16 protein-coding genes are annotated in these 19075 nt (G+C 71.9%); 9 read left to right on the top strand and 7 right to left on the bottom strand.

The window, feature by feature from the left end:
- Nucleotides 1-91: 91 nt before the first annotated feature.
- The 6 genes from ABEA10_RS31490 to serB all read left to right on the top strand — a co-directional run bounded on the left by ABEA10_RS31490 (nucleotide 92) and on the right by serB (nucleotide 5134).
- Nucleotides 92-754 (top strand): SDR family NAD(P)-dependent oxidoreductase, encoded by a 663-nt coding sequence (locus ABEA10_RS31490; protein ID WP_345470113.1) that lies wholly within the window; start codon nucleotides 92-94, stop codon nucleotides 752-754.
- Complete coding sequence (locus ABEA10_RS31485; RefSeq protein WP_345470111.1) at nucleotides 751-2151, top strand: MFS transporter; 1401 nt, start codon at nucleotides 751-753, stop codon at nucleotides 2149-2151. The genes ABEA10_RS31490 and ABEA10_RS31485 overlap by 4 nt, the downstream gene beginning before the upstream one ends.
- A complete protein-coding gene (locus ABEA10_RS31480; protein ID WP_345470109.1) occupies nucleotides 2144-3160 on the top strand; it encodes an S-adenosylmethionine:tRNA ribosyltransferase-isomerase in 1017 nt (338 codons plus the stop codon). Before ABEA10_RS31485 ends, ABEA10_RS31480 begins: the two co-directional genes overlap by 8 nt.
- Nucleotides 3161-3184: 24 nt before the next feature.
- A complete protein-coding gene (locus ABEA10_RS31475; protein ID WP_329248098.1) occupies nucleotides 3185-3436 on the top strand; it encodes a ribbon-helix-helix protein, CopG family in 252 nt (83 codons plus the stop codon).
- Entirely contained in the window at nucleotides 3433-3840 is a 408-nt protein-coding gene (locus ABEA10_RS31470; protein ID WP_329248100.1) for a hypothetical protein, read from the top strand. The genes ABEA10_RS31475 and ABEA10_RS31470 overlap by 4 nt, the downstream gene beginning before the upstream one ends.
- An 88-nt stretch (nucleotides 3841-3928) precedes the next feature.
- Nucleotides 3929-5134: a phosphoserine phosphatase SerB gene (serB, locus tag ABEA10_RS31465; RefSeq protein WP_345470257.1), complete on the top strand. Its 1206-nt coding sequence runs from the start codon at nucleotides 3929-3931 to the stop codon at nucleotides 5132-5134.
- Nucleotides 5135-5160: 26 nt separating this feature from the next.
- Here serB and ABEA10_RS31460 read toward each other — a convergent pair whose 3' ends face one another.
- From ABEA10_RS31460 to ABEA10_RS31450, 3 genes are all read right to left on the bottom strand, one after another.
- Nucleotides 5161-7248 (bottom strand): FUSC family protein, encoded by a 2088-nt coding sequence (locus ABEA10_RS31460; RefSeq protein ID WP_345470106.1) that lies wholly within the window; start codon nucleotides 7246-7248, stop codon nucleotides 5161-5163.
- Nucleotides 7249-7355: 107 nt separating this feature from the next.
- Nucleotides 7356-9515, bottom strand: a complete 2160-nt coding sequence (locus tag ABEA10_RS31455; RefSeq protein ID WP_345470105.1) for an FUSC family protein — start codon at nucleotides 9513-9515, stop codon at nucleotides 7356-7358.
- 91 nt (nucleotides 9516-9606) lie between these two features.
- Nucleotides 9607-10731: a S8 family peptidase gene (locus tag ABEA10_RS31450; RefSeq protein WP_345470104.1), complete on the bottom strand. Its 1125-nt coding sequence runs from the start codon at nucleotides 10729-10731 to the stop codon at nucleotides 9607-9609.
- A 178-nt stretch (nucleotides 10732-10909) separates the two neighbouring features.
- On the opposite strand from ABEA10_RS31450, the gene ABEA10_RS31445 reads away from it, so the two are divergent.
- Nucleotides 10910-11629, top strand: a complete 720-nt coding sequence (locus ABEA10_RS31445; protein ID WP_345470102.1) for a hypothetical protein — start codon at nucleotides 10910-10912, stop codon at nucleotides 11627-11629.
- A gap of 26 nt (nucleotides 11630-11655) precedes the next feature.
- Here ABEA10_RS31445 and ABEA10_RS31440 read toward each other — a convergent pair whose 3' ends face one another.
- From ABEA10_RS31440 to ABEA10_RS31425, 4 genes are all read right to left on the bottom strand, one after another.
- The gene (locus tag ABEA10_RS31440) at nucleotides 11656-12123 is read right to left on the bottom strand and encodes a SixA phosphatase family protein (protein ID WP_345470100.1); all 468 of its coding nucleotides are present in this window, start codon (nucleotides 12121-12123) and stop codon (nucleotides 11656-11658) included.
- A gap of 241 nt (nucleotides 12124-12364) precedes the next feature.
- On the bottom strand, nucleotides 12365-14770 hold the full coding sequence (locus ABEA10_RS31435) for a sodium-translocating pyrophosphatase (protein WP_345470098.1): 2406 nt from the start codon (nucleotides 14768-14770) through the stop codon (nucleotides 12365-12367).
- 413 nt (nucleotides 14771-15183) lie between these two features.
- On the bottom strand, nucleotides 15184-15630 hold the full coding sequence (locus ABEA10_RS31430) for an ATP-binding protein (protein ID WP_345470096.1): 447 nt from the start codon (nucleotides 15628-15630) through the stop codon (nucleotides 15184-15186).
- Between the two features lie 7 nt (nucleotides 15631-15637).
- The gene (locus ABEA10_RS31425) at nucleotides 15638-15991 is read right to left on the bottom strand and encodes an STAS domain-containing protein (RefSeq protein WP_285584522.1); all 354 of its coding nucleotides are present in this window, start codon (nucleotides 15989-15991) and stop codon (nucleotides 15638-15640) included.
- 229 nt (nucleotides 15992-16220) lie between these two features.
- Here ABEA10_RS31425 and ABEA10_RS31420 point away from each other — a divergent pair, with 229 nt between their 5' ends.
- On the top strand, nucleotides 16221-18551 hold the full coding sequence (locus tag ABEA10_RS31420; RefSeq protein ID WP_425550983.1) for a DEAD/DEAH box helicase: 2331 nt from the start codon (nucleotides 16221-16223) through the stop codon (nucleotides 18549-18551).
- Nucleotides 18552-18636: 85 nt separating this feature from the next.
- The gene (locus tag ABEA10_RS31415; protein ID WP_345470093.1) at nucleotides 18637-19044 is read left to right on the top strand and encodes a hypothetical protein; all 408 of its coding nucleotides are present in this window, start codon (nucleotides 18637-18639) and stop codon (nucleotides 19042-19044) included.
- Nucleotides 19045-19075 lie beyond the last annotated feature (31 nt).

Genomic DNA, 19075 nt, shown 5'->3' with positions numbered 1-19075 from the left:
TCGGCCGTCCGTCCTAGGTCTCATCGCCGAGGGCGCGACCGGCCCGACGGCCGATGTCTCCCCACGGCGCCCGCTCCTAGCGTCGTGGAGCATGAAGGCACTGATCACCGGGGCGTCCCGCGGACTCGGCCTGGCGCTGGCCGGCGCGCTCGCCCGCGAAGGCTGGGAACTGGTCCTCGACGCGCGCGGCGGCCCCGAACTGGAGAAGGCCGTCGCCGGGCTGGACGGGGTACGGACCGTGGCCGGAGACGTCGCCGATCCCGCGCACCGCGCCGCGCTGATCGACGCCGCGGACGGCCTGGACCTGCTGGTCAACAACGCGAGCACGCTGGGTGCCACCCCGCTGCCGGCCCTCGCCGCCTATCCGCTGGAGGAGCTCACGCGCGCGTTCGCGGTCAACACGATCGGCCCGCTGGCGCTCATCCAGGGACTCCTGCCGGTCCTGCGCGAACGCCGCGGCGCGATCGTCAACATCAGCTCCGACGCCGCGACCGAGCCGTACGAGGGCTGGGGCGGGTACGGCGCGACCAAGGCCGCGCTGGAGCAGCTGTCCAACGTGCTGGCCGCCGAAGAGCCCGGCGTGGCGGTGTGGTGGGTGGACCCGGGCGAGATGCGCACCGGGATGCTCGCGGCGGCCGGAGAGGACGCCGAGGCGGCGCCGCGCCCGGAGGATGTGGCCGTGCCCGCGCTGCTCCGGCTGGTGGCCGAACGCCTGCCTAGCGGCCGCTACACCGCCTCCGGCCTGGCTCGATGACGGCGCTGGCCGCGGGCGAGGAGAGCGCGGTCCGGCCGCCGTCACCGCTCGCGCGGCCGTACCGGCTGGCCACGATGGGGATCATCGCGGTCGTCGGCCTGCTCGCGTTCGAGCAGATGGCGGTCGGGACGGCGATGCCCGTGGCAGCGCGCGACCTGCACGGTGTGCGGCTGTACGCCTGGGCGTTCAGCGCGGTGTTCATCGCCGGGCTGGTGGCCAACGTCTTCGCCGGCGGATGGGCGGACGCGCGGGGGCCCGCCCGGCCGCTGTTCACCGGCCTCGCCGTCTTCGTCGCCGGGCTGCTCGTCGTGGGCTCGGCGCCGACGATGGCCTGGTTCATCGCCGGACGGGCGGTCCAGGGGTTCGGGTCGGGCCTGGCCTCGGTCCCGCTGTACGTCGTCGTGGCGCGCGTCTACCCCGAACAGAGCCGGGCGAAGATCTTCGCGGCGATGGCCGGGGCGTGGGTGGTGCCCTCGCTCGTCGGCCCGTCGATCGGCGGACTGGTCGCCCAGCACGCCGGCTGGCGCTGGGTGTTCTTGGGAATCGTCCCGCTGGTAGCCCCGGCCGTGTGCGCGTTGGTCGGGACCGTTCGGGGGCTGGAAGCCCCGGACCAGGTGAGGGCGCCCCTCACCGGGCCTGGGCCGGGTGAAGGCGCCCCTCACCAGGCCAGGAGCTCCATGCCGCGCGGGCGGATGCTCGCGGCTCTCGGGCTCTCGGCTGGGGCTGCGCTGCTGCTCTGGGGGCTGGACCACCGCTCGGTCCTCGCGCTTGTCGCCGTTCTGGGCGGGCTTGCGGGCGTTGGGTACGGCGTGCGTGCGTTGATGCCGCGCGGCCTCGCGCGCCTGCGCCGCGGGCTGCCGACGGTGATCGCGATGCGGGGCCTGCTGCTCGGCGCGATGAGCGGCACCGAGGCGTTCACCCCGCTGGCGCTGACCACCCGGTTCGGTTTCCACCCCACGACGGCCGGGCTCGTCCTCACCGCGGGAGCGATCGGCTGGTCGGCGGGGTCGTGGTGGCAGGGCCGGTTCCCCGGCACCTCGCCCGTGCGGTTCGTCGTCGCCGGCGCCGCTCTGCACGCCGTGGGCATCGCCGGGGTCGCGCTGTCCTTTCGCGTCTCCGGCTGGCTGACCCTGCCCGCGTGGATCGCCGCAGGCGTGGGCATCGGCACCGCCGTCCCTGGCCTCAGCGTGCTCGTGCTCCGGCTGTCCGGACCGGACGCCCAGGGCACCAACTCGTCCGCCCTGCAGATCGGCGACACGCTCGGCGCGTCGCTCGCCGTCGGGATCGCTGGCGCGCTCGTCAACGCGGCGGGCCTGAACACCGGGGCGGCCTGCACGGCCGTCATCGCCATCGTCGCGGCCCTGGCCGCCCATCGAGTCGAGGATTCCCATGCGTGAGTTCACCCTGCCCCCGGCCCTCGAGGCGAGCGAACCGCCCGCGCGGCGCGACGACGTCCGCCTGCTCGCCGGCACGCCCGACGGCGTGACCCATCACCGTTTCACCGCTCTGCCCGAGCTGCTGCGCCCCGGCGACCTGCTCGTCGTGAACACCTCCGCGACGCTGCCCGCCGCCGTCCGGCTGGACCGGCTGGCGCTGCACTTCTCCGGCCCGCTGCCGCCCGGGTCCGACGGCGCCGAGGACGCCTGGCTGGTCGAGCTGCGGCTGCGCGAGGCCGGGGCGACGGTGCCCTACCCGGGTGGCCGGTGCGGCGAGTGGTTCCCGCTTCCCGGCGGCGCGACGCTCACGCTGCTCGAACGGCAGACGCCGCGGCTGTGGCGCGCCCGGCTCGACACCGACGTCGTCCCGTACCTTCGCCGCCACGGCGTGCCGATCCGGTACGGCTACGTGGGTCACGACTGGCCGCTGTCGGCGTACCAGACGGTGTTCGGGACTCCGGAGAGCGATCTGGAGGGCGGCAGCGCCGAGATGCCGAGCGCGGGACGGCCGTTCACGTACGAGTTGGTGACGCGACTCGTCGCGCGCGGCGTGCACCTCGCGCCGATCACGCTGCACACGGGCGTCGCGTCGCCGGAGAAGGACGAGCCGCCGTACCCCGAGCGCTATGACGTGCCCGCCGCGACGGCCCGGCTGGTCGACCACGTGCGCTGGGAGGGCGGCCGGGTGATCGCCGTCGGCACGACCGTCGTACGGGCCCTGGAGACCGCGGTGTCCGACGACGGGTTCGTCCGGCCGTCGCGCGGATGGACCTCCCACGTCGTCACGCCGGAGGTGGGCGTACGCGCGGTGGACGGCCTGCTCACCGGCCTGCACGAGCCGCGCTCGTCCCACCTGCGGATGCTGACCGCGATCGCAGGAGACGAGCTGCTCGAACGGGTCTATGAGGAGGCGCTGGCCCGGGAGTACAAGTGGCACGAGTTCGGCGACGTGACTCTTCTGCTTCGCTGACGCATACCTCGGTATGCTCGGAGTATGAGCGTCAAGGAACGCATCACCGTCACCATCGACTCCGAGATCGCCGCCCAGATCAAGGAGCTGGCCGGAGAGCAGTCCACCTCCTCTGTCGTCGAGCGGGCGCTGCGGGAGCTGCTGACCCGCCAGCATGACGCGCGCACCCGTCTGAGAGCGCTGGCGGCGGCGCATGAGCGGCGCGATCCCGAGGGTCACGCCCGCCTGCGCGCGCACATCCGGCGGCAGCTCGATCTCGGCGAGGAGGAGGCGTGATCGGGGGCTATGTCCTCGATCCGTCGACGATCGGCGACTTCGGGCGCGACAAGGCGCACGCGGTCGAGGCCGTGCACACCCTCGACATGGCCGCTCAGGCGATCATCATCCCGATGTCGGCGATGGCCGAGGCCCTGACCCGGCTCGAGACACCCGGACAGGTCGAACAGGCGCTGTTCCTGCTCGACCTCGGCGTGGTCGTTCCGGACGACCTGACCCGTGAGAACACCCCTTCGGTCGCCACCATCCACCTGGCCGCCGAAGGCGACACCACTCTCGGGATGGCCCACACGGCTCTGGCCGCGCGCACGCGCATGGCCAAAGTGGTCACCACCGCCCCGGGCGTCTGGCGGTCCGCCCACCCCGACGTCGCCGTGGCGGCGCTCGAAGATCCCTCACCGTGATCGTGGAGACCTGGGGGCGAACTCCGGGTGTCCGCATGGTGGACGCCGGAGCGAAACCTGATCGTGGGCAAGTAGCGTGGTGAGCAGCATGAATGCCAAGAAGCGCACATTGCTGATCACGCTGACCGGTCGCGACCGTCCTGGAGTGACGTCGCGCCTGTTCACCACACTCTCCGCGTTCCCGGTGACGGTGGCCGACGTCGAGCAGGTCGTGATCCGGGGGCGGCTGGTGCTCGGGGTGCTGGTGTCCTACGGCTCCGACACCGACGTCGGCAAGGTCCTGGCCGCGACCGAAGAGATCGCCACCGACCTCGGCATGGAGCTGGAGCTGGCCACCGGCTCCGAGCGCGGCGCGCGGCGCCGCCACGGGCGGCTGCACGTCACCATCCTCGGCCGGGCGCTGCGGCCCGCCGCGCTCGCGGGCATCGCCGGCCGCATCGCCGCGCACGGCGCCAACATCGACCGCATCGAGCGGCTCGCGGACCAGCCGGTGACCTGCATCGAGCTGCACGTCTCCGGCGCCGATCCGGACGGCCTGCGCACGGCCCTGGCCGCCGAGGCCGCCGAGCTGCAGGTGGACGTCGCGGTCCAGCGCGGCGGCCTGGCCCGCCGGGCCAAGCGGCTCATCGTCATGGACGTCGACTCGACCCTGATCCAGGGCGAGGTCATCGAGCTGCTCGCCGAACACGCGGGCCGTGGCGCACAGGTCGCCGCGATCACCGAGGCCGCGATGCGCGGCGACCTCGACTTCGAGGGCTCGCTGCGCGAGCGCGTCGCGATGCTCGAAGGCCTCGACGAGGGTGTCCTGGAGGCCGTGCGGCACAGCGTGGAGTTCTCCCCAGGCGTCCGCACGCTCGTCCGCACGCTCAAGCGGCTCGACTACAAGTTCGCGATCGTCAGCGGCGGCTTCACCCAGATCACCGACGCGCTGGCCGCCGACCTCGGCATCGACTACGCCGCCGCGAACGTTCTGGAGATCAAGGACGGCAGGCTCACCGGGCGGCTGGTCGGTCCGATCATCGACCGGCCGGGCAAGGCCGCCGCGCTCGAACGCTTCGCGGCCGAGGCCGGCGTTCCGCTCAGTCAGACGGTGGCCATCGGCGACGGCGCCAACGACCTCGACATGATCGCGGCTGCCGGGCTCGGCATCGCCTACAACGCCAAGCCGGCCGTCCGCCAGGCCGCCGACACCGCGGTCAACGTGCCGTACATGGACACCATCGCGTTCCTGCTCGGCATCTCACGGGAGGAGATCGAAGCCGCCGACGCCGAGGACGCGGAGATCATCCGCTGACGCCGGCCACGGCTGCGGAGAGCCGTTCAGACGATCAGTGCCCGGCCCTGTTCGGCCAGCCGGTGCGCGTCCTCGGCCAGGGCCCGTACGGCGTGCCGGGCGCCCGCCACCTCGATCAGCGCCTCGCGCAGTGAGGTCACCGCGTCGATCCTCGCACCGCCCGCGATCTCGGCCCGGCGGCGACGGCACAGCCGCGACAGGTGCTCGTCCAGCGCCCCCAGCAGGTCGTCGAGATCCAGGGCGTCGGCGTCGGCCTCCGCGTCGAGATGGTCGGCCACCCGTCGAAGGATCGCGGGGATCGGGCCCGCGTACACCGGCCGCTCCTGGATCAGCGCCGCGAGCGTGGCGACATAGTCGCGCAGCCGCCGCGCGGTCGCCGTCGCCTCGCGGAGCCCGTGCAGCGGCTCGGCGGGCGGCGCCGGCTCCTGGGCGAGCCGTACCGCCGTCTCCTCGACCTCACGGGCCGCCGACGCCGCCTCCCGGAGCCGATCGTCGATCGGCGCGTCCGGCCGGCCCTCGAAGAGCGCCGCGACCGTACGGGCCAGGTCGGCGTGCGCGTGGAGGAGGCGGGCCAGGCGCTCGGGCACCGTCCGCAGCGCCCCGGTCGGCCAGAGCGCACGCGCGGCCGCCAGCGCGAGTGCCGCCCCGGCCAGGGTGAGGCCGATGCGCCATCCGGCCGCCTGCCAGGTCAACGGGCGGGTGAAGTCGATGAGCAACATGATCAGCGGAGTGGCGAACGCGATCCACCACGCGTGGTTGACCGGCTGGAGCGCGAAGCCGGCCGCCGCACCGGCGAAGACCAGGATCATCAAAGTCGTCTGGCCCGGCGCGATCGCCAGGGCCACGGCCGCGCCCGTCCCGCCGACCGTCGCCCCGCCGACGCGTTTGGCGGCCCGCTCGACGGTGCCGCCGTAGGAGTCGCGCAGGCAGAACATGACCGTGATCGGCAGCCAGTAGCCGAACGGCAGGTGCAGGCCGTTCTGGAGAGCCATCGCGACGACGATCGCCACGCCGACCCGCAAGGCGTGGCGGAGGCCGGGCGAGCCGGTCGTGAGCTGGGCGTGCCACGGCCGCCCGCCGGCGAACGGCAGGTCGAACCCGGCCTGCAGGCCACGCGCCGCGATCGCGGTGGCGTCCTCGATCGCGGCGGCGATCCGCTCGACGCTCCGGCGGACCTGCAGCACGAGCGCGGCCCCGATGATGTCGTGCCGCGACTCGACATGCTCCCACCGCACCTGCTCGCAGGCGCGTACGAAGGCTTCCAGCTCCGCGGCCGGGCGGGGCGGAGGCGTACGGCGCGCCTCGACCGCCCTGGCGAGCCCGCGCAGCCATCGGGCGAGCGCGGCCATCACGGCGCGCCACTCCTCCTGCCACTCGTCCGGCGGCGGGGCCTCCCGGCCCAGCGCGGCGTGCAGCGAGCGCGACGCGACGATCTCGCCCATGACCCGGTTGAGCGCCTCGGCGAACAGACCCGGGCGGTCCCGCTCAGGCTCGCCGGGACGGCGGTACAGCGCGCACGTCGAGCGCGCGTGGCGCAACGCGTCATAGGCGGACTTACGCCGTTCGCCCCATTCTTCGGGCGGCGCCTCCCCGGCGTCCGCGACCGCGCGGACCGCCTCGGCGAGCGTGCCGCGCAACGGGCGCAGCCGGTCGATGACCCACGGCGCCAGCAGCAGGACGGAGACCCACAGCCCACCGGCCGCCTCCAGCACGCCGTTGACCAGCACCGGGCTGGTGGGCGGGCGTACCGCGGCGACGAGCGTGCACAGCGCCGCCGTCGGGCCGGGCCACGGCAGCGCCGCGCCGGCCGCCGCGACGATCGGGACGAGAAGCGTCGCGAGCACCGGATGCCCCGCCAGCAGACCGCCGAACCAGGTGAACACCGTCACGACGGCGACCGCCACCAGCATCGACCGGGCCCGCGCCCCGTACGGTCCGCGCGGCCCGGCGAAGGCGACGTAGAAGGCGCCGAGACCGGTCGGCACGCTGTCCGCGGCGTGCCCGGTCAGTGCGCCGGCCACCAGGGGCGCCGCGACACCGACCGCGCTCGCCAGGCCGTAGAGGGGCGCGGCCCGTCCCTCGGACTCGGCGAACACCCTCCGCAGCCACGACACCTGTGCTCCCCCCGTCGACAGGTGGCGTCCCGTCCACTACAGCACGGCGCCGGGCAGGTTCACGATCGGGCCTGGCGGGGTGCCGGTCTCCGGAGCGGCGGGACCGCTCAGGGTTCGGACGGGGATCGGTGGTCGGCGGACCCCAGCCGCCCGGCGTCGGCGACGAGTGAGCGTACGGCGTGGCGCGCGCCCGCCGCCTGGACCAACAGACGACGCAGGGTGGTGACCGCGTCGATGCCGACGCCGGACATCTCATCGCGGCGCCGGCGGTCCAGGCCGGACAGATGGTCGTCGAGCTCTTCCAGCAGCTCGCCCAGGGTGAGTTCGGCGGGCGGTTCGGCGTCGGACACCAGCGCGTCGGCGCGGGCGTCGAGGTGGTCGGCGACCCGGTCGAGGATCGTGCCGACGGGGCCGGCGTCCACCTCCTCCTCCGCGAGGGCGACCAGTGTCTTGAGGTCGTCGCGGACTCTCCGTGCCGCCGCCGTCGCCTCGCGGACCCGCCCGAGGAGGTCCTCCGGCGGCGTGGGTTCGCGGCCGAGCCGGTTCGAGGTGTCCTCCAGCTCGGTCTCGGCCGCCACGGCGTCCTCGGTCCGGCGGCGGATCGGGGCGTCGATGTCGCCGCCGAAGCGCGCCGCCACCGCGCGTACGAGCCGGGCGTGGGAGCGCAGCAGGTCGGCGAGCTCTCCGGGGATCAGGCGGAGCCGGCCGGTCGGCCACAGGGCGCGGGCTGCGGCCAGCGCGATCAGGCCACCGGCGAAGGTGAGGCCGATCCGCCACCCCGCCGCCGACCAGTACAGCGCGTTGGAGAAGTCGACCAGCAACAGGACCATCGGCGTGCCGAACGTCATCCAGTAGGCGTGGTTCACCGACCGGAACGTGAAGCCGAAGATCGCACCGATGAAGATCAGGGCGACGAGCGTCGTCTCGCCCGGTGCGAGCGCCAGTGCCAGGGCGGCGATGATCGCGCCGATGGCCGTGCCGCCGACCCGCTTGACCACCCGTTTCACGGTGTCGCCGTAGGAGTCGCGCAGGCTGAGCAGGACGGTGATCGTCAGCCAGTGGCCGTACGTCAGCTTGAGCCCGGTGCCGAGCGCCATGGCCGCCGCGACCGCGACGCCGACGCGTACGGCGTGCCGGAAACCCGGCGACCGCGTGATTATGTCCTGCTTCAGCCGCGTCCAGCCGCCCGCGGGCCGCTCGAGCAGGTGCGGGACCTCGAAGCCGAACGACAGCCCCCGCTCGACGATCTGCCGCGACCGGTCCACGGCTCCGGCCATGCGGACGACGGTCTGCCGCACCCGCAGCAGGAGCGCCGTGGAGATCAGGTCGCTGTGCTCGGCGAGCCAGTCCTGCCGCACCTCCTCGGTCGCCTCGCCGAACCGCTCCAGCGCGACGCCGCCGTTGCCGCCGAGGGGACGCTCTCCGCGGACCTCGATCGCCCCGGCGAGCAGCCGCAGCCGCGCGGCGACGGAGGAGATCGCGACGCGCAGTTCCTGCTCCCAGTGCTCGGGCGGCGGCTCCGCGCGGAGCGCCCCGAGCGTGGCGCGCAGCGCGACCCCCTCGTCCATCGTGCGCCGGAACGTCTCGATCAGCCGCCGCGGACGCTCCTGGTCGTCGCGCCCGCCCGTACGGTAGAGCCCGTAGGTGACGCGTGCCTGCCGGACCGCCTCGTACGCCTTGGCGCGGCGGCGGATCCACTCGTCGTCCGGCCCGGGGTCGGGCAGGACGTCCAGCGCGGAGGCCACCGCGTCCGCCGCCTCGGCCAGCGACATCCGCAGCGGGCGGAGCCGATGCGTGATCCACGGCGCGAGCAGCAGCGCCGACATGAACAGGCCGCCGGCCATCTCCAGGAAGCCATCGAAGATCACCGGGCTGCTCGCCGGCCGGATCACCGCGAGCACGGTGCACAGCGTGGCGGTAGCGCCCATCCACGGCAGCATCGAGGCGAGCGTCGCCACCACGGGCACGACCGCCACGGCGAGCCAGGGATGGCCGTTGACCAGGCCGCCGAGCCAGGTGAAGACGGTGACGACCGCGACCGCGACGAACAGCGCGCGGGCGCGGGCGCCGTACGGACCGCCGGGCGCGGCGAGGGCGACGTAGAACGCGCCCAGGGCGGCCAGCACACTCGGCCCGGCATGCCCGGTCAGCAGGCCGACCAGGAGCGGCACGATGATGCCGACCGCGGTGACGGCGCCGTAGACCGGCGCCGGCTGCCCCTCCGACTCGGAGTACGTGTCACGCAGCCATGCGAACGCTGCGCGCATGACCACCCGCCCACCTCCGTACGTCCGTTATGTCACCGTCTACTACAACATGACGCCGGGGTCTCGTGGAGCCCCGGCGTCGGTTGAGGGCCTACAGACCACCCGTGTTGAGCAGGAGGTTGGGCGTGCCGTCGGGCACGCCACCGACCGCGTTCCGTACGGCGTGGGCGGTGAGCCAGGTGGTGACCTTCGCCGCCGGGACGTTGCCCGCGGTCTCCTCGTACAGCGCGGCCACCCCGGTGACGTGCGGGGCCGCCATCGACGTACCGCTGACCGTGTTGACGGCGCCGGCCAGCCAGTCCGAGGTGATCTGGACGCCGGGCGCGTAGAGCCCCACGCACCGGCCGTGGTTGGTGAAGACGGCGGAGGCGTCGGTCCGGTCGGAGGCCGCGACGGCGAGCACGCCGGACGCGCCGGACGGTGAGTAGGCGCAGGCGTCCCCGGCGAAGTTGCCCGCGGCGACCGCGAGGAACACGCCCGAGGCGGTGAGCCGCTTGGCGGCGGCGTCGACCGCCGCCGACTTGCCCCCGCCGAGGGACATGTTGGCCACGGCGGGCCGCTGCGCGTGCTGGGCCACCCAGTCCATGCCGGCGACCACGTCGGCGTCCGTTCCCGCGCCCCGGCAGTCGAGGACCCGTACGGCCCGGAGCGCGACGGCCTTGGCGACGCCGTAGGTCGAGCCGCCGATCGTGCCCGCGACGTGGGTGCCGTGCCCGTTGCAGTCCCGGCCGTCGCCGCCGGTCGCGTCGTAGCCGACCGCCGCGCGACCGCGGAAGTCGGCGCTGGAGGGGTCGATGCCCGTGTCGATGACGTACGCGGTGACGCCCTTGCCGGTGTGGCGGTAGGTGTACCGCTGGTCGAGCCCGGAGACGGCGTCGATCCGGTCCAGCCCCCACGGCGCGCGGACCTGGGTGTCCTGGGTGTGCATGACGACGACCGGCGCCACGCTGACGACGGCGGGATCGTGGCGCAGCTGCTCCACCTGGGACGCGTCGAGGCGGGCGGAGAACCCGTCCAGGACGTGGGTGTAGACGTGGGTGATCGCTTGCCGTGGCACACCGGTGATCGCCCGGCGCACACCGCCCGGCCGGACGGTCACGATGTACTGCCCGGCGGCAGGGACCTCGCGGGCCTCCGCCGACGTCGGGGCCGCGGGTACGGCGGCGAACAGCGCGAGGAATGCTGGCAGTGCGAGGAATATGGCGAATCTCTTCACGATCTCTCCGTCCGTGCTGACGCGTCCCACGACTCAGCGGACGCGCATGGTGACAGAAAGTCGTCCCCGCCTTGATCGTTAAGGACGCTGACGGCGAAGAGAGAGCTTCATGGCCTGTCCGGCTCCTTCCCGGCCACCGAGGCTCGCCGGACGCGGAGAGTCCGGGGCCAGGGCTTTTGTGAGCATGCTGGCCGCCGGCCGTTGCGAGCGACAGAACATCCCGGTCGAGCGCTACGGGGATCCGGTCCCTGAGGATGAACTGCGCCTCACCGCCAACATCCGGGTGATCGACGGCGAAGGGCGGGCCAAGGCCTCCTTCTACGCCGGTGACGCCATCGGACAACTCATGACGGATCGTCAGGGGAACATCTGGGTCGGCTACTTCGATGAGTCGAGCTACTGGAGGCCCAACCCGGACGGCACGCGCTCGTACGATTTCATGATCGGTCTGGCCCGCTGGAGCCGCGACGGCGGGCCGCCCTGGATGGTGGCCGACGACACCCCGGGTGTCGGCTGGTGTGACTGCTACGCGCTGAACGTTGGCCGGGAGCTGGTCCACGCCTGCCCCTACACGGATTTCCCGCTGGTCGAGCTCGACACGAACAGCGTCCGGACCGTCACGCCGAACCCCGTCACCAGATGCACCGGCCTGGCCGTCTCCGATTCCGAACTCGCCTTCCTCGACCAGCACCGGGCCGACGGCGGGTTCCGCTGGGAGATCCGCCGGGCCCGCCGGGAAGGTGGAGCCGTCGTCGAGACGGGTCGCGAGCACCTGGTGCTGCCGGGCGGCCGGCAGCCGAACGCCTGGGCGCGCGGCAAGGTCGGCCGAGACGGGACGCTGTGGCTGTACGAGGACGGCGACCCGCGGCACTGGTACCGGTATGAGATCGGCGCCTGACCGGCCAGGAAGGCGACGCCGGGAGATCAGCCGCCGGGAGTCCAGAACGAGACGAGCCGGCCGCTGCCCGGCCACAGGTCCGCCCAGGCGCCGTCGAACTCGATGACCGCCGTCGCCGCGGTCGGAAAGTGATCGCCCGCCCCGCCGGTCAGCCCGAAGACGAGCTGGTGCATCGAGGGGTTGTGCCCGACCAGCAGAAGCGTGCCCAGGTCGTCGGGCTGCTCGCGCAGCAGGCCGAGGATCTCCTCGGCGTCGTTGTCGTACACCCGGGCCTCGAAGTCGACGGGCGCGTCGAGCGCGAGCCCGTCGAGCGTCTGCCGGGTGCGCAGGGCGGTGGAGCAGATGACCCGCTCGGGTAGCCGGCTCGCGGCCCGCAGCTCCTCGCCGGCCCGCGCGGCGTCGGTCCGCCCGCGGCCGGCGAGCGGGCGTTCGATGTCGGGGGTGCCCAGCGGAGACGCCGCCTTGGCGTGCCGCAGCACGATGAGTGTGGGCATCAGCGCGGCGAGAGGAGGACGGCGACCACCATGATCACAAGCACGATCGCGATCATGACGCCGATGAGCAAGGCGAAGCCCTTTGCCCCGGACGGCTGGGAGTTCTGCATCCCCCCAGTCTGCCCTGCCCGCGCAGCGCCCCGTCCACCCCCCACTCGGGTCCGGGGCTCGCCGCCGTACCGGCTCTAGGACGGCGAAAGGGCCGGGTGTCGCCACCCGGCCCTCTCCGCTCGTTCGTGCGTCAGGAGGCCTTGGCCGAAGCCGTCTCCTCGTCCGCCTCGGCCGAGTCGCCCTCGGCGTCCGGCGCGCCGGTCACCTCGGCCGGCTCGCCCTCGTCCTCGATCGAGGACGCGCGCCGCTTGGAGATCACGATCGCACCGACGATCACCGCGACGGCGATCACCGTGACGATGATCCTCAGCGCGTCGTTCGCCGCGTACGTCACGACCGCCTGAGCGATCAGCAGAGCGACCAGGTTCATGACCTTGATCAGCGGGTTGATCGCCGGGCCCGCGGTGTCCTTGAACGGGTCGCCGACCGTGTCGCCGATGACCGTCGCCGAGTGCGCCTCAGAGCCCTTGCCGCCGAGGTTGCCCTCTTCGACGAGCTTCTTGGCGTTGTCCCACGCGCCACCGGAGTTGGACAGGAACACCGCCATCAGGGCGCCCGCCGCGATCGCACCGGCCAGGTAGGCGCCCAGCGGCGCGTATCCGAGCGCGAAGCCGACCGCGATCGGCGTCATGATCGCCAGCAGACCCGGCGTGGCCAGCTCACGCTGGGCGTCCGCGGTGCAGATGGCGACCACCCGGCCGTAGTCCGGCTTTTCCGAGTAGTCCATGATCCCGGGCTTGGTGCGGAACTGGTTCCGCACCTCCATCACGACGCGTCCGGCCGCGCGGCCGACCGCCATGATCGCCAGACCGGAGAACAGGAACACCACTGCGGCACCGATGATCAGCCCGATCAGCACGTTCGGGTTGTCGACGCTCAGGGTGAAATTGCGGAAGACCGGACCCAGTGCGTTCTGCACATCCTTGATCGGATGGGCGGGGTTGTTGACCTTCGCGAGCTCGGACTCGATCGTCGTACGGAACGAGCCGAACAGCGCGGTCGCAGCCAGCACGGCCGTCGCGATCGCGATGCCCTTGGTGATCGCCTTGGTCGTGTTGCCGACGGCGTCGAGGCTCTCCAGGACGCTCGCGGCCTCGCCCTCCACATCGCCGGACATCTCGGCGATGCCCTGCGCGTTGTCGGAGACCGGACCGAAGGTGTCCATGGACACGATCACGCCGACCGTGGTCAGCAGGCCGGTGCCGGCGAGTGCGACGGCGAACAGCGCGAGCGTGGTGTTGCTGAAGCCGAGCAGGAACGCGCCGTACACGGCGGCGGCGATGACCAGCGCCGTGTAGACCGCCGACTCGAGACCGAGCGAGATGCCGGACAGGATGACCGTCGCCGGGCCCGTACGGGCCGAGTTGGTGACGTCCTTGACCGGGCGCCGGTTGGTCTCGGTGAAGTAGCCGGTGAGCAGCTGGATCGCGCTGGCGAGAACGATGCCGACGAGCACCGCCCCGAGCGCCACCCACCGCGGGTCGACGTCGGCCAGGTGCGAGTCGCCGGCGACCTGCGAGCCGTGCAGCTTGGCGAAGGAGTCCGGCAGGTAGAGGAACGTCGCCACCGCCACGACGATCGCGGAGATGATCGCGGAGATGAAGAAGCCCCGGTTGATCGCGCTCATGCCGGAACGGTCCTTGGCACGCGGCGCGACCGCGAAGATGCCGATCACCGCGGTGATCACGCCGATCATCGGCACGATCAGCGGGAAGACCAGACCCTCGGTGCCGAAGGCGACCCGGCCGAGGATGAGGCTCGCCACCAGCGTGACGGCGTAGGACTCGAACAGGTCGGCCGCCATGCCGGCGCAGTCACCCACGTTGTCGCCGACGTTGTCGGCGATGGTGGCGGCGTTGCGCGGGTCGTCCTCGGGAATGCCCTGCTCGACCTTGCCGACCAGGTCGGCGCCCACGTCGGCGGCCTTGGTGAAGATACCGCCACCGACACGCATGAACATCGCGAGCAGCGCGGCGCCGAAGCCGAAGCCTTCGAGCACGGCGGGGGCGTCGCCCTTGTAGATGAGCACGACGACGGCCGCGCCGAGCAGGCCGAGGCCGACGGTGAACATGCCGGCGACACCGCCCGTGCGGAACGCGATCCGCATGGCGATCTTCTCACCGCTCTCACGTGCCGCGGCGGCCACGCGGACGTTGCCGCGCACCGCCAGCCACATGCCGGTGAATCCCGTAGTGCCGGAGAACAGCGCACCGATGACGAAGAAGACCGATCTACCGATCCTCACTCCCCATTTGTGCTCCGGCAACAGGAGCAACAGAAAGGGGATCAGGATCACGAAGATGCCGACCGTACGGAACTGGCGCTTGAGGTACGCGAGTGCGCCCTCCTGCACCGCTCCGGCGATCTCTTGCATCTTCTCGGTGCCCTGGCCCGCCGCGAGTACCTCGCGGACCAGGACGCCGGCGACGGCCAGCGCCAACAGAGCGATCACACCGACAACGACCACAAGCGTCAGGTCGCTGCCGCCGAGATTCAGTTCTGCACTGGCCTGGGCGGGCACGTGAAGCCCAGACATGCATCCTCCTCGACAGGGCGTTAGATCCGGCCGCCTACGAGGGCTGACCGGCCATTACCACGCGTCAAGCTGGCAATGGTGCCGGGAGTCTACGCATGCGTAGCCGGAATTAGAAGCCTGCTCGATTGCTTAACGATATCGGGATAGAGATGTGACGTCACCTACACCTGACCTTAATCTGCAGGTGTTAGGTAAAGGCGTCTTTCCAGGTCAATGGCGCACGCCTTGCAAATTAGTCAATTCGCTGTAGACCATGCGCCTTACCCAATGAGATCGGATCTGGCTACTTAAACGGACATTATACACACGACCAAAAACCCCTTTTTACGGGGGGTGGTCGTCCGGACACGAAGAGCCCCTCCGGGCCGCGGCGGTACGCGGCCCGGAGGGGCTCTAGGCTCTTCGGCGTCGGCTCAGTCCTTCTTGGCCGGCCAGCTCATCGTTATCTCGACCCCCGACGGCGTCGAGGAGATGTTCACATCATCGGCGAGCCCGGCGATCACGGCGAATCCCAGGTTGAGGTTGCCGTTGAGCTCGGCCAGGTCGGGCGAGACCTCGGGGGTCCCCCCGGCGGCCGGGTCGTCGTTGGGCACGCGATCGGTCACCACGACCTCGAAACGGTCAGCCCCGTCCCGCAACTCCACCCGCACGGGCTCGGCGGGGCACTGCTGCTGGTGCGCCTCCACCGCACGCGAGCAGGCCTCGCCCACCGCCAGGCGTACCTCGTCGAGCAGGGCCTCCTCCACCCCACCCCGTCGGGCGACGGCAGTGGCGATGAGCCGCGCGGTGCGTACGTGCACCGGCAGGGGGCTGAACGTGAGCTCGACGGTCGCTGTCCTGGGGGCTATCTCGGGCGCCATCCCCGGCCTACTTCTGCTTCTTGCGATTCTCTCGCGCGTCGTCGACGGAGTCGAAGATGCCGAAGACCTTGGTCAGGCCGGTGATCCTGAAGATCTTGAGGATGCGCTCCTGCGTGCAGACGAGCTCGAGGGAGCCGTCGTGCGCCCGCACTCGCTTGAGGCCACCGACGAGGACGCCCAGACCGGTCGAGTCGAGGAACTCCACCTTCTCCATGTCGACGAGGAGGTGGTACTTCCCCTTGTTCACCAGGTCGATGAGCTTCTCGCGGAGCTTCGGCGCGGTGTAGACGTCGATCTCTCCCTCCACGTTGATGACGGTGAGGTCATCGTCAGTGGTGTAGTCGCTAACCTTCAGGTCCACAGATCCTCCTGCGCCGTACCGCGTATAAAAGTCGGGGCACGGGACCCCGCCGTGATTCAACCACGCTCCGCCACCGTGTCTACACGAAATCGGCACACAGGGCGACTTCCCCCACGTGCCGCGGGTCTCATGTGAGCCCTGGGGGGCACCACGGACGGCGGTTCAAAGCGTTGTGCCCAGGATGCCAGACTGGAAACCTCCACACGCCGAACCGCTCCGATGAGAAGGAGTGACGCAGGCCATAGACACTTCGCAGTCCGGCGGCGAGCGGACGCCGCCCTCCCGGCCGACGGGTGACGTCCTGCGTCGGCTCCTGAACGATCCGCGCAACCGCGAGCGCATCACCCACGTCGAGAACGTCCCGGCACGTGAGGGACGACACGCCGAGTGGCCCTCGTGGGCACCTCGGCTGCTCCTCGACCGCCTGCGCCACGCGGGCATCGAGCGTCCCTGGGAGCACCAGGCGCGCGCCGCCGAGATCGCGCACTCGGGTTCGTCCGTGATCGTCGCGACCGGTACGGCGTCGGGCAAGTCGCTGGCGTACCTGCTGCCCGCCCTCGACGCGGTGTTCGACGGCGGTTCCGTCCTCTACCTCTCGCCGACCAAGGCGCTGGCCGCCGACCAGCTCCGCGCGCTGCGCGGGCTCAAGCTCGCCCAGCTGCGCGCGTCGACCTTCGACGGCGACACGCCGCCCGAGGACCGCACGTGGGTCCGGCAGTACGCGAACTACGTGCTGACCAACCCGGACATGCTGCATCGCACCGTCTTGCCGGGACACGCCCGGTGGGCCCCGTACCTGCGCCGTCTCCGCTATGTCATCGTCGACGAGGCCCACGGCTACCGCGGCGTCTTCGGGTCCCACGTCGCGCAGGTGCTGCGGCGGCTGCGCCGGGTCTGCGCGCGGTACGGCACGACTCCCGTGTTCATCCTCGCCTCGGCGACCGCGTCCTCGCCCGGAGCGGCGGCGTCCCGGCTGACGGGCGTCCCGGTCGAGGAGGTGTGCGACGACGCCTCGCCGCGCGGCGCGACGTCCTTCGCGCTGTGGGAACCCCCGCTGACCGAGCTGCGCGGCGAGCACGACGCGCCCGTACGCCGTACGGCGACCGCCGAGGCCGCCGACCTACTCGCCGACCTCGTGGTGGAGGACGTGCAGACCCTGGCCTTCGTACGCTCGCGGCGCGGCGCCGAGTCGGTCGCGCTGGGCGCGAAACGGGCGCTGGCCGAGATCTCACCGTCGCTGCCGTCGCAGGTCGCGGCGTATCGCGCGGGGTTCCTGCCCGAAGAGCGCCGCGCTCTGGAGAAGGCCCTGCGCTCGCGGTCGCTGGTGGGTCTGGCCTCGACGAACGCCCTCGAACTCGGGGTCGACGTGTCCGGGCTCGACTCGGTGATCGTGTGCGGCTGGCCGGGCACGCGCGCGTCACTGTGGCAGCAGGCGGGCCGGGCCGGCCGCGCCGGCCAGGACGCCCTCGCCGTGCTCATCGCACGCGACGACCCGCTCGACACCTACCTCGTGCACCACCCGTCGGCGATCTTCGGTACGCCGGTGGAGGCGACGGTCCTCGACCCCGACAATCCGTACGTCCTGGCTCCGCACCTGTGCGCCGCCGCCGCCGAACTGCCGCTCACCGACGCCGACCTGCCGATGTTCGGCCCGTCGGCCACCGACGTGCTGCCCGACCTCGTACGCCGGGGCATGCTGCGGCACCGTCCGGCGGGCTGGTTCTGGACGAAGCGGGAGCGCGCCAGCGACCTGGCCGACATCCGCGGCGCGGGCGGCCCGCCGGTCCAGGTGGTCGAGGCGTCGACCGGACGGCTCCTGGGCACGGTCGACGAACCGTCCGCGCACACGATGGTCCACGAGGGCGCGGTCTACCTGCACCAGGGCGAGACGTACGTCGTACGGACGCTCGATCTCTCCGACTCCGTCGCCCTGGTCGAGGCCGCCGACCCCGACTACACGACGACCGCGCGCGACGTCACGGACATCTCCATCCTCGAGACTCTGCGCTCGACGTCGTGGGGCGAGGCGACGCTGTGCTTCGGCACGGTCGAGGTGACGCAGCAGGTCGTGTCGTACCAGATGAGGCGGCTCGCGAGCGGCCAGGTGCTCGGCGAACGCCCGCTCTCCCTGCCACCGCGCACGCTTCGTACGCGGGCCGTGTGGTGGACGCTGCCGGACACGTCTTTCCTGGGCGACGCCGATGTTGGCGGCTCGGCGCACGCGGCCGAACACGCCTCCATCGGGCTGCTGCCGCTGTTCGCGACGTGCGACCGCTGGGACATCGGCGGGGTGTCGACGGCGCTGCACCCGGACACGTCGCGGATGACGGTGTTCGTGTACGACGGCCACGAGGGCGGCGCGGGCTTCGCCGAACGCGGCTACGTGCGGGCGGCGGCGTGGCTACGGTCGACTCGCGAGGTCATCGCCGCGTGCGAGTGCGACCACGGGTGCCCGTCGTGCATCCAGTCGCCCAAATGCGGCAACGGCAACGAACCCCTGGACAAGGCCGGCGCGCTGGACCTGCTCGACGCTCTGCTGAAACAGGCGCCCCAAGAATGATGACTTGACCGGATCGCCACTTTAGTTAGAAGGTGTCACGTCTGAGCGGCTTCCTCGTGTCACGCGTCGAGGGGAAACACGTCCGATGATCTTGGTGGGAATCATCCTGGCCGGTGCCGCGGTCTGCGTGGCCGTCGGCATCATCTCCGAGAACACGGCTCCGGCGACACTCAGCGTGTTCGGACAGCACGTTCCCGGCGTAACGTCGCAGGCTCAGATCTTCGTCGCGGGCATCATCGTCACGATCTTTTTCGTCATCGGCCTGACGATCTCGTCTCTGGCCCTGGGCCGCTCGATGCGAGTCCGCCGCGAACTCCGCGAGCTGCGAGAGGAACATGAAGAGTCGCTGAGCACGCTGGAGATGGAACGCCAGCAGTTCCAGCGCGAACTCGCCCGTGCCCGCGCCCGCGGCGGAATACCCCAGACGACGAGCGACGTCCCGGTCGCCGGCCACCGCGACCCGGTCTCACCGTTCTTCGACCAGTCCGCCTGAGATTCTTCTGCTCACGTGCCAGGCCCGGCCC

It is taken from the genome of Actinoallomurus oryzae (genome assembly GCF_039541955.1).
In the GTDB taxonomy this organism is placed as follows: Bacteria; Actinomycetota; Actinomycetes; order Streptosporangiales; family Streptosporangiaceae; genus Actinoallomurus; species Actinoallomurus oryzae.
The sequence above is the reverse complement of the archived record's forward strand: the minus strand, read 5'-3'. Positions and strand labels throughout refer to the sequence as shown.

What these genes read in the sequence shown, in the direction of transcription:
- ABEA10_RS31480 (WP_345470109.1), top strand. Translation starts at nt 2,144, where the DNA reads ATGCGTGAGTTCACCCTGCCCCCGGCCCTCGAGGCGAGCGAACCGCCC.
- ABEA10_RS31455 (WP_345470105.1), bottom strand. Translation starts at nt 9,515, where the DNA reads ATGCGCGCAGCGTTCGCATGGCTGCGTGACACGTACTCCGAGTCGGAG.
- serB (WP_345470257.1), top strand. Translation starts at nt 3,929, where the DNA reads ATGAATGCCAAGAAGCGCACATTGCTGATCACGCTGACCGGTCGCGAC.
- ABEA10_RS31430 (WP_345470096.1), bottom strand. Translation starts at nt 15,630, where the DNA reads ATGGCGCCCGAGATAGCCCCCAGGACAGCGACCGTCGAGCTCACGTTC.
- ABEA10_RS31440 (WP_345470100.1), bottom strand. Translation starts at nt 12,123, where the DNA reads ATGCCCACACTCATCGTGCTGCGGCACGCCAAGGCGGCGTCTCCGCTG.
- ABEA10_RS31490 (WP_345470113.1), top strand. Translation starts at nt 92, where the DNA reads ATGAAGGCACTGATCACCGGGGCGTCCCGCGGACTCGGCCTGGCGCTG.
- ABEA10_RS31415 (WP_345470093.1), top strand. Translation starts at nt 18,637, where the DNA reads ATGATCTTGGTGGGAATCATCCTGGCCGGTGCCGCGGTCTGCGTGGCC.
- ABEA10_RS31485 (WP_345470111.1), top strand. Translation starts at nt 751, where the DNA reads ATGACGGCGCTGGCCGCGGGCGAGGAGAGCGCGGTCCGGCCGCCGTCA.
- ABEA10_RS31475 (WP_329248098.1), top strand. Translation starts at nt 3,185, where the DNA reads ATGAGCGTCAAGGAACGCATCACCGTCACCATCGACTCCGAGATCGCC.
- ABEA10_RS31435 (WP_345470098.1), bottom strand. Translation starts at nt 14,770, where the DNA reads ATGTCTGGGCTTCACGTGCCCGCCCAGGCCAGTGCAGAACTGAATCTC.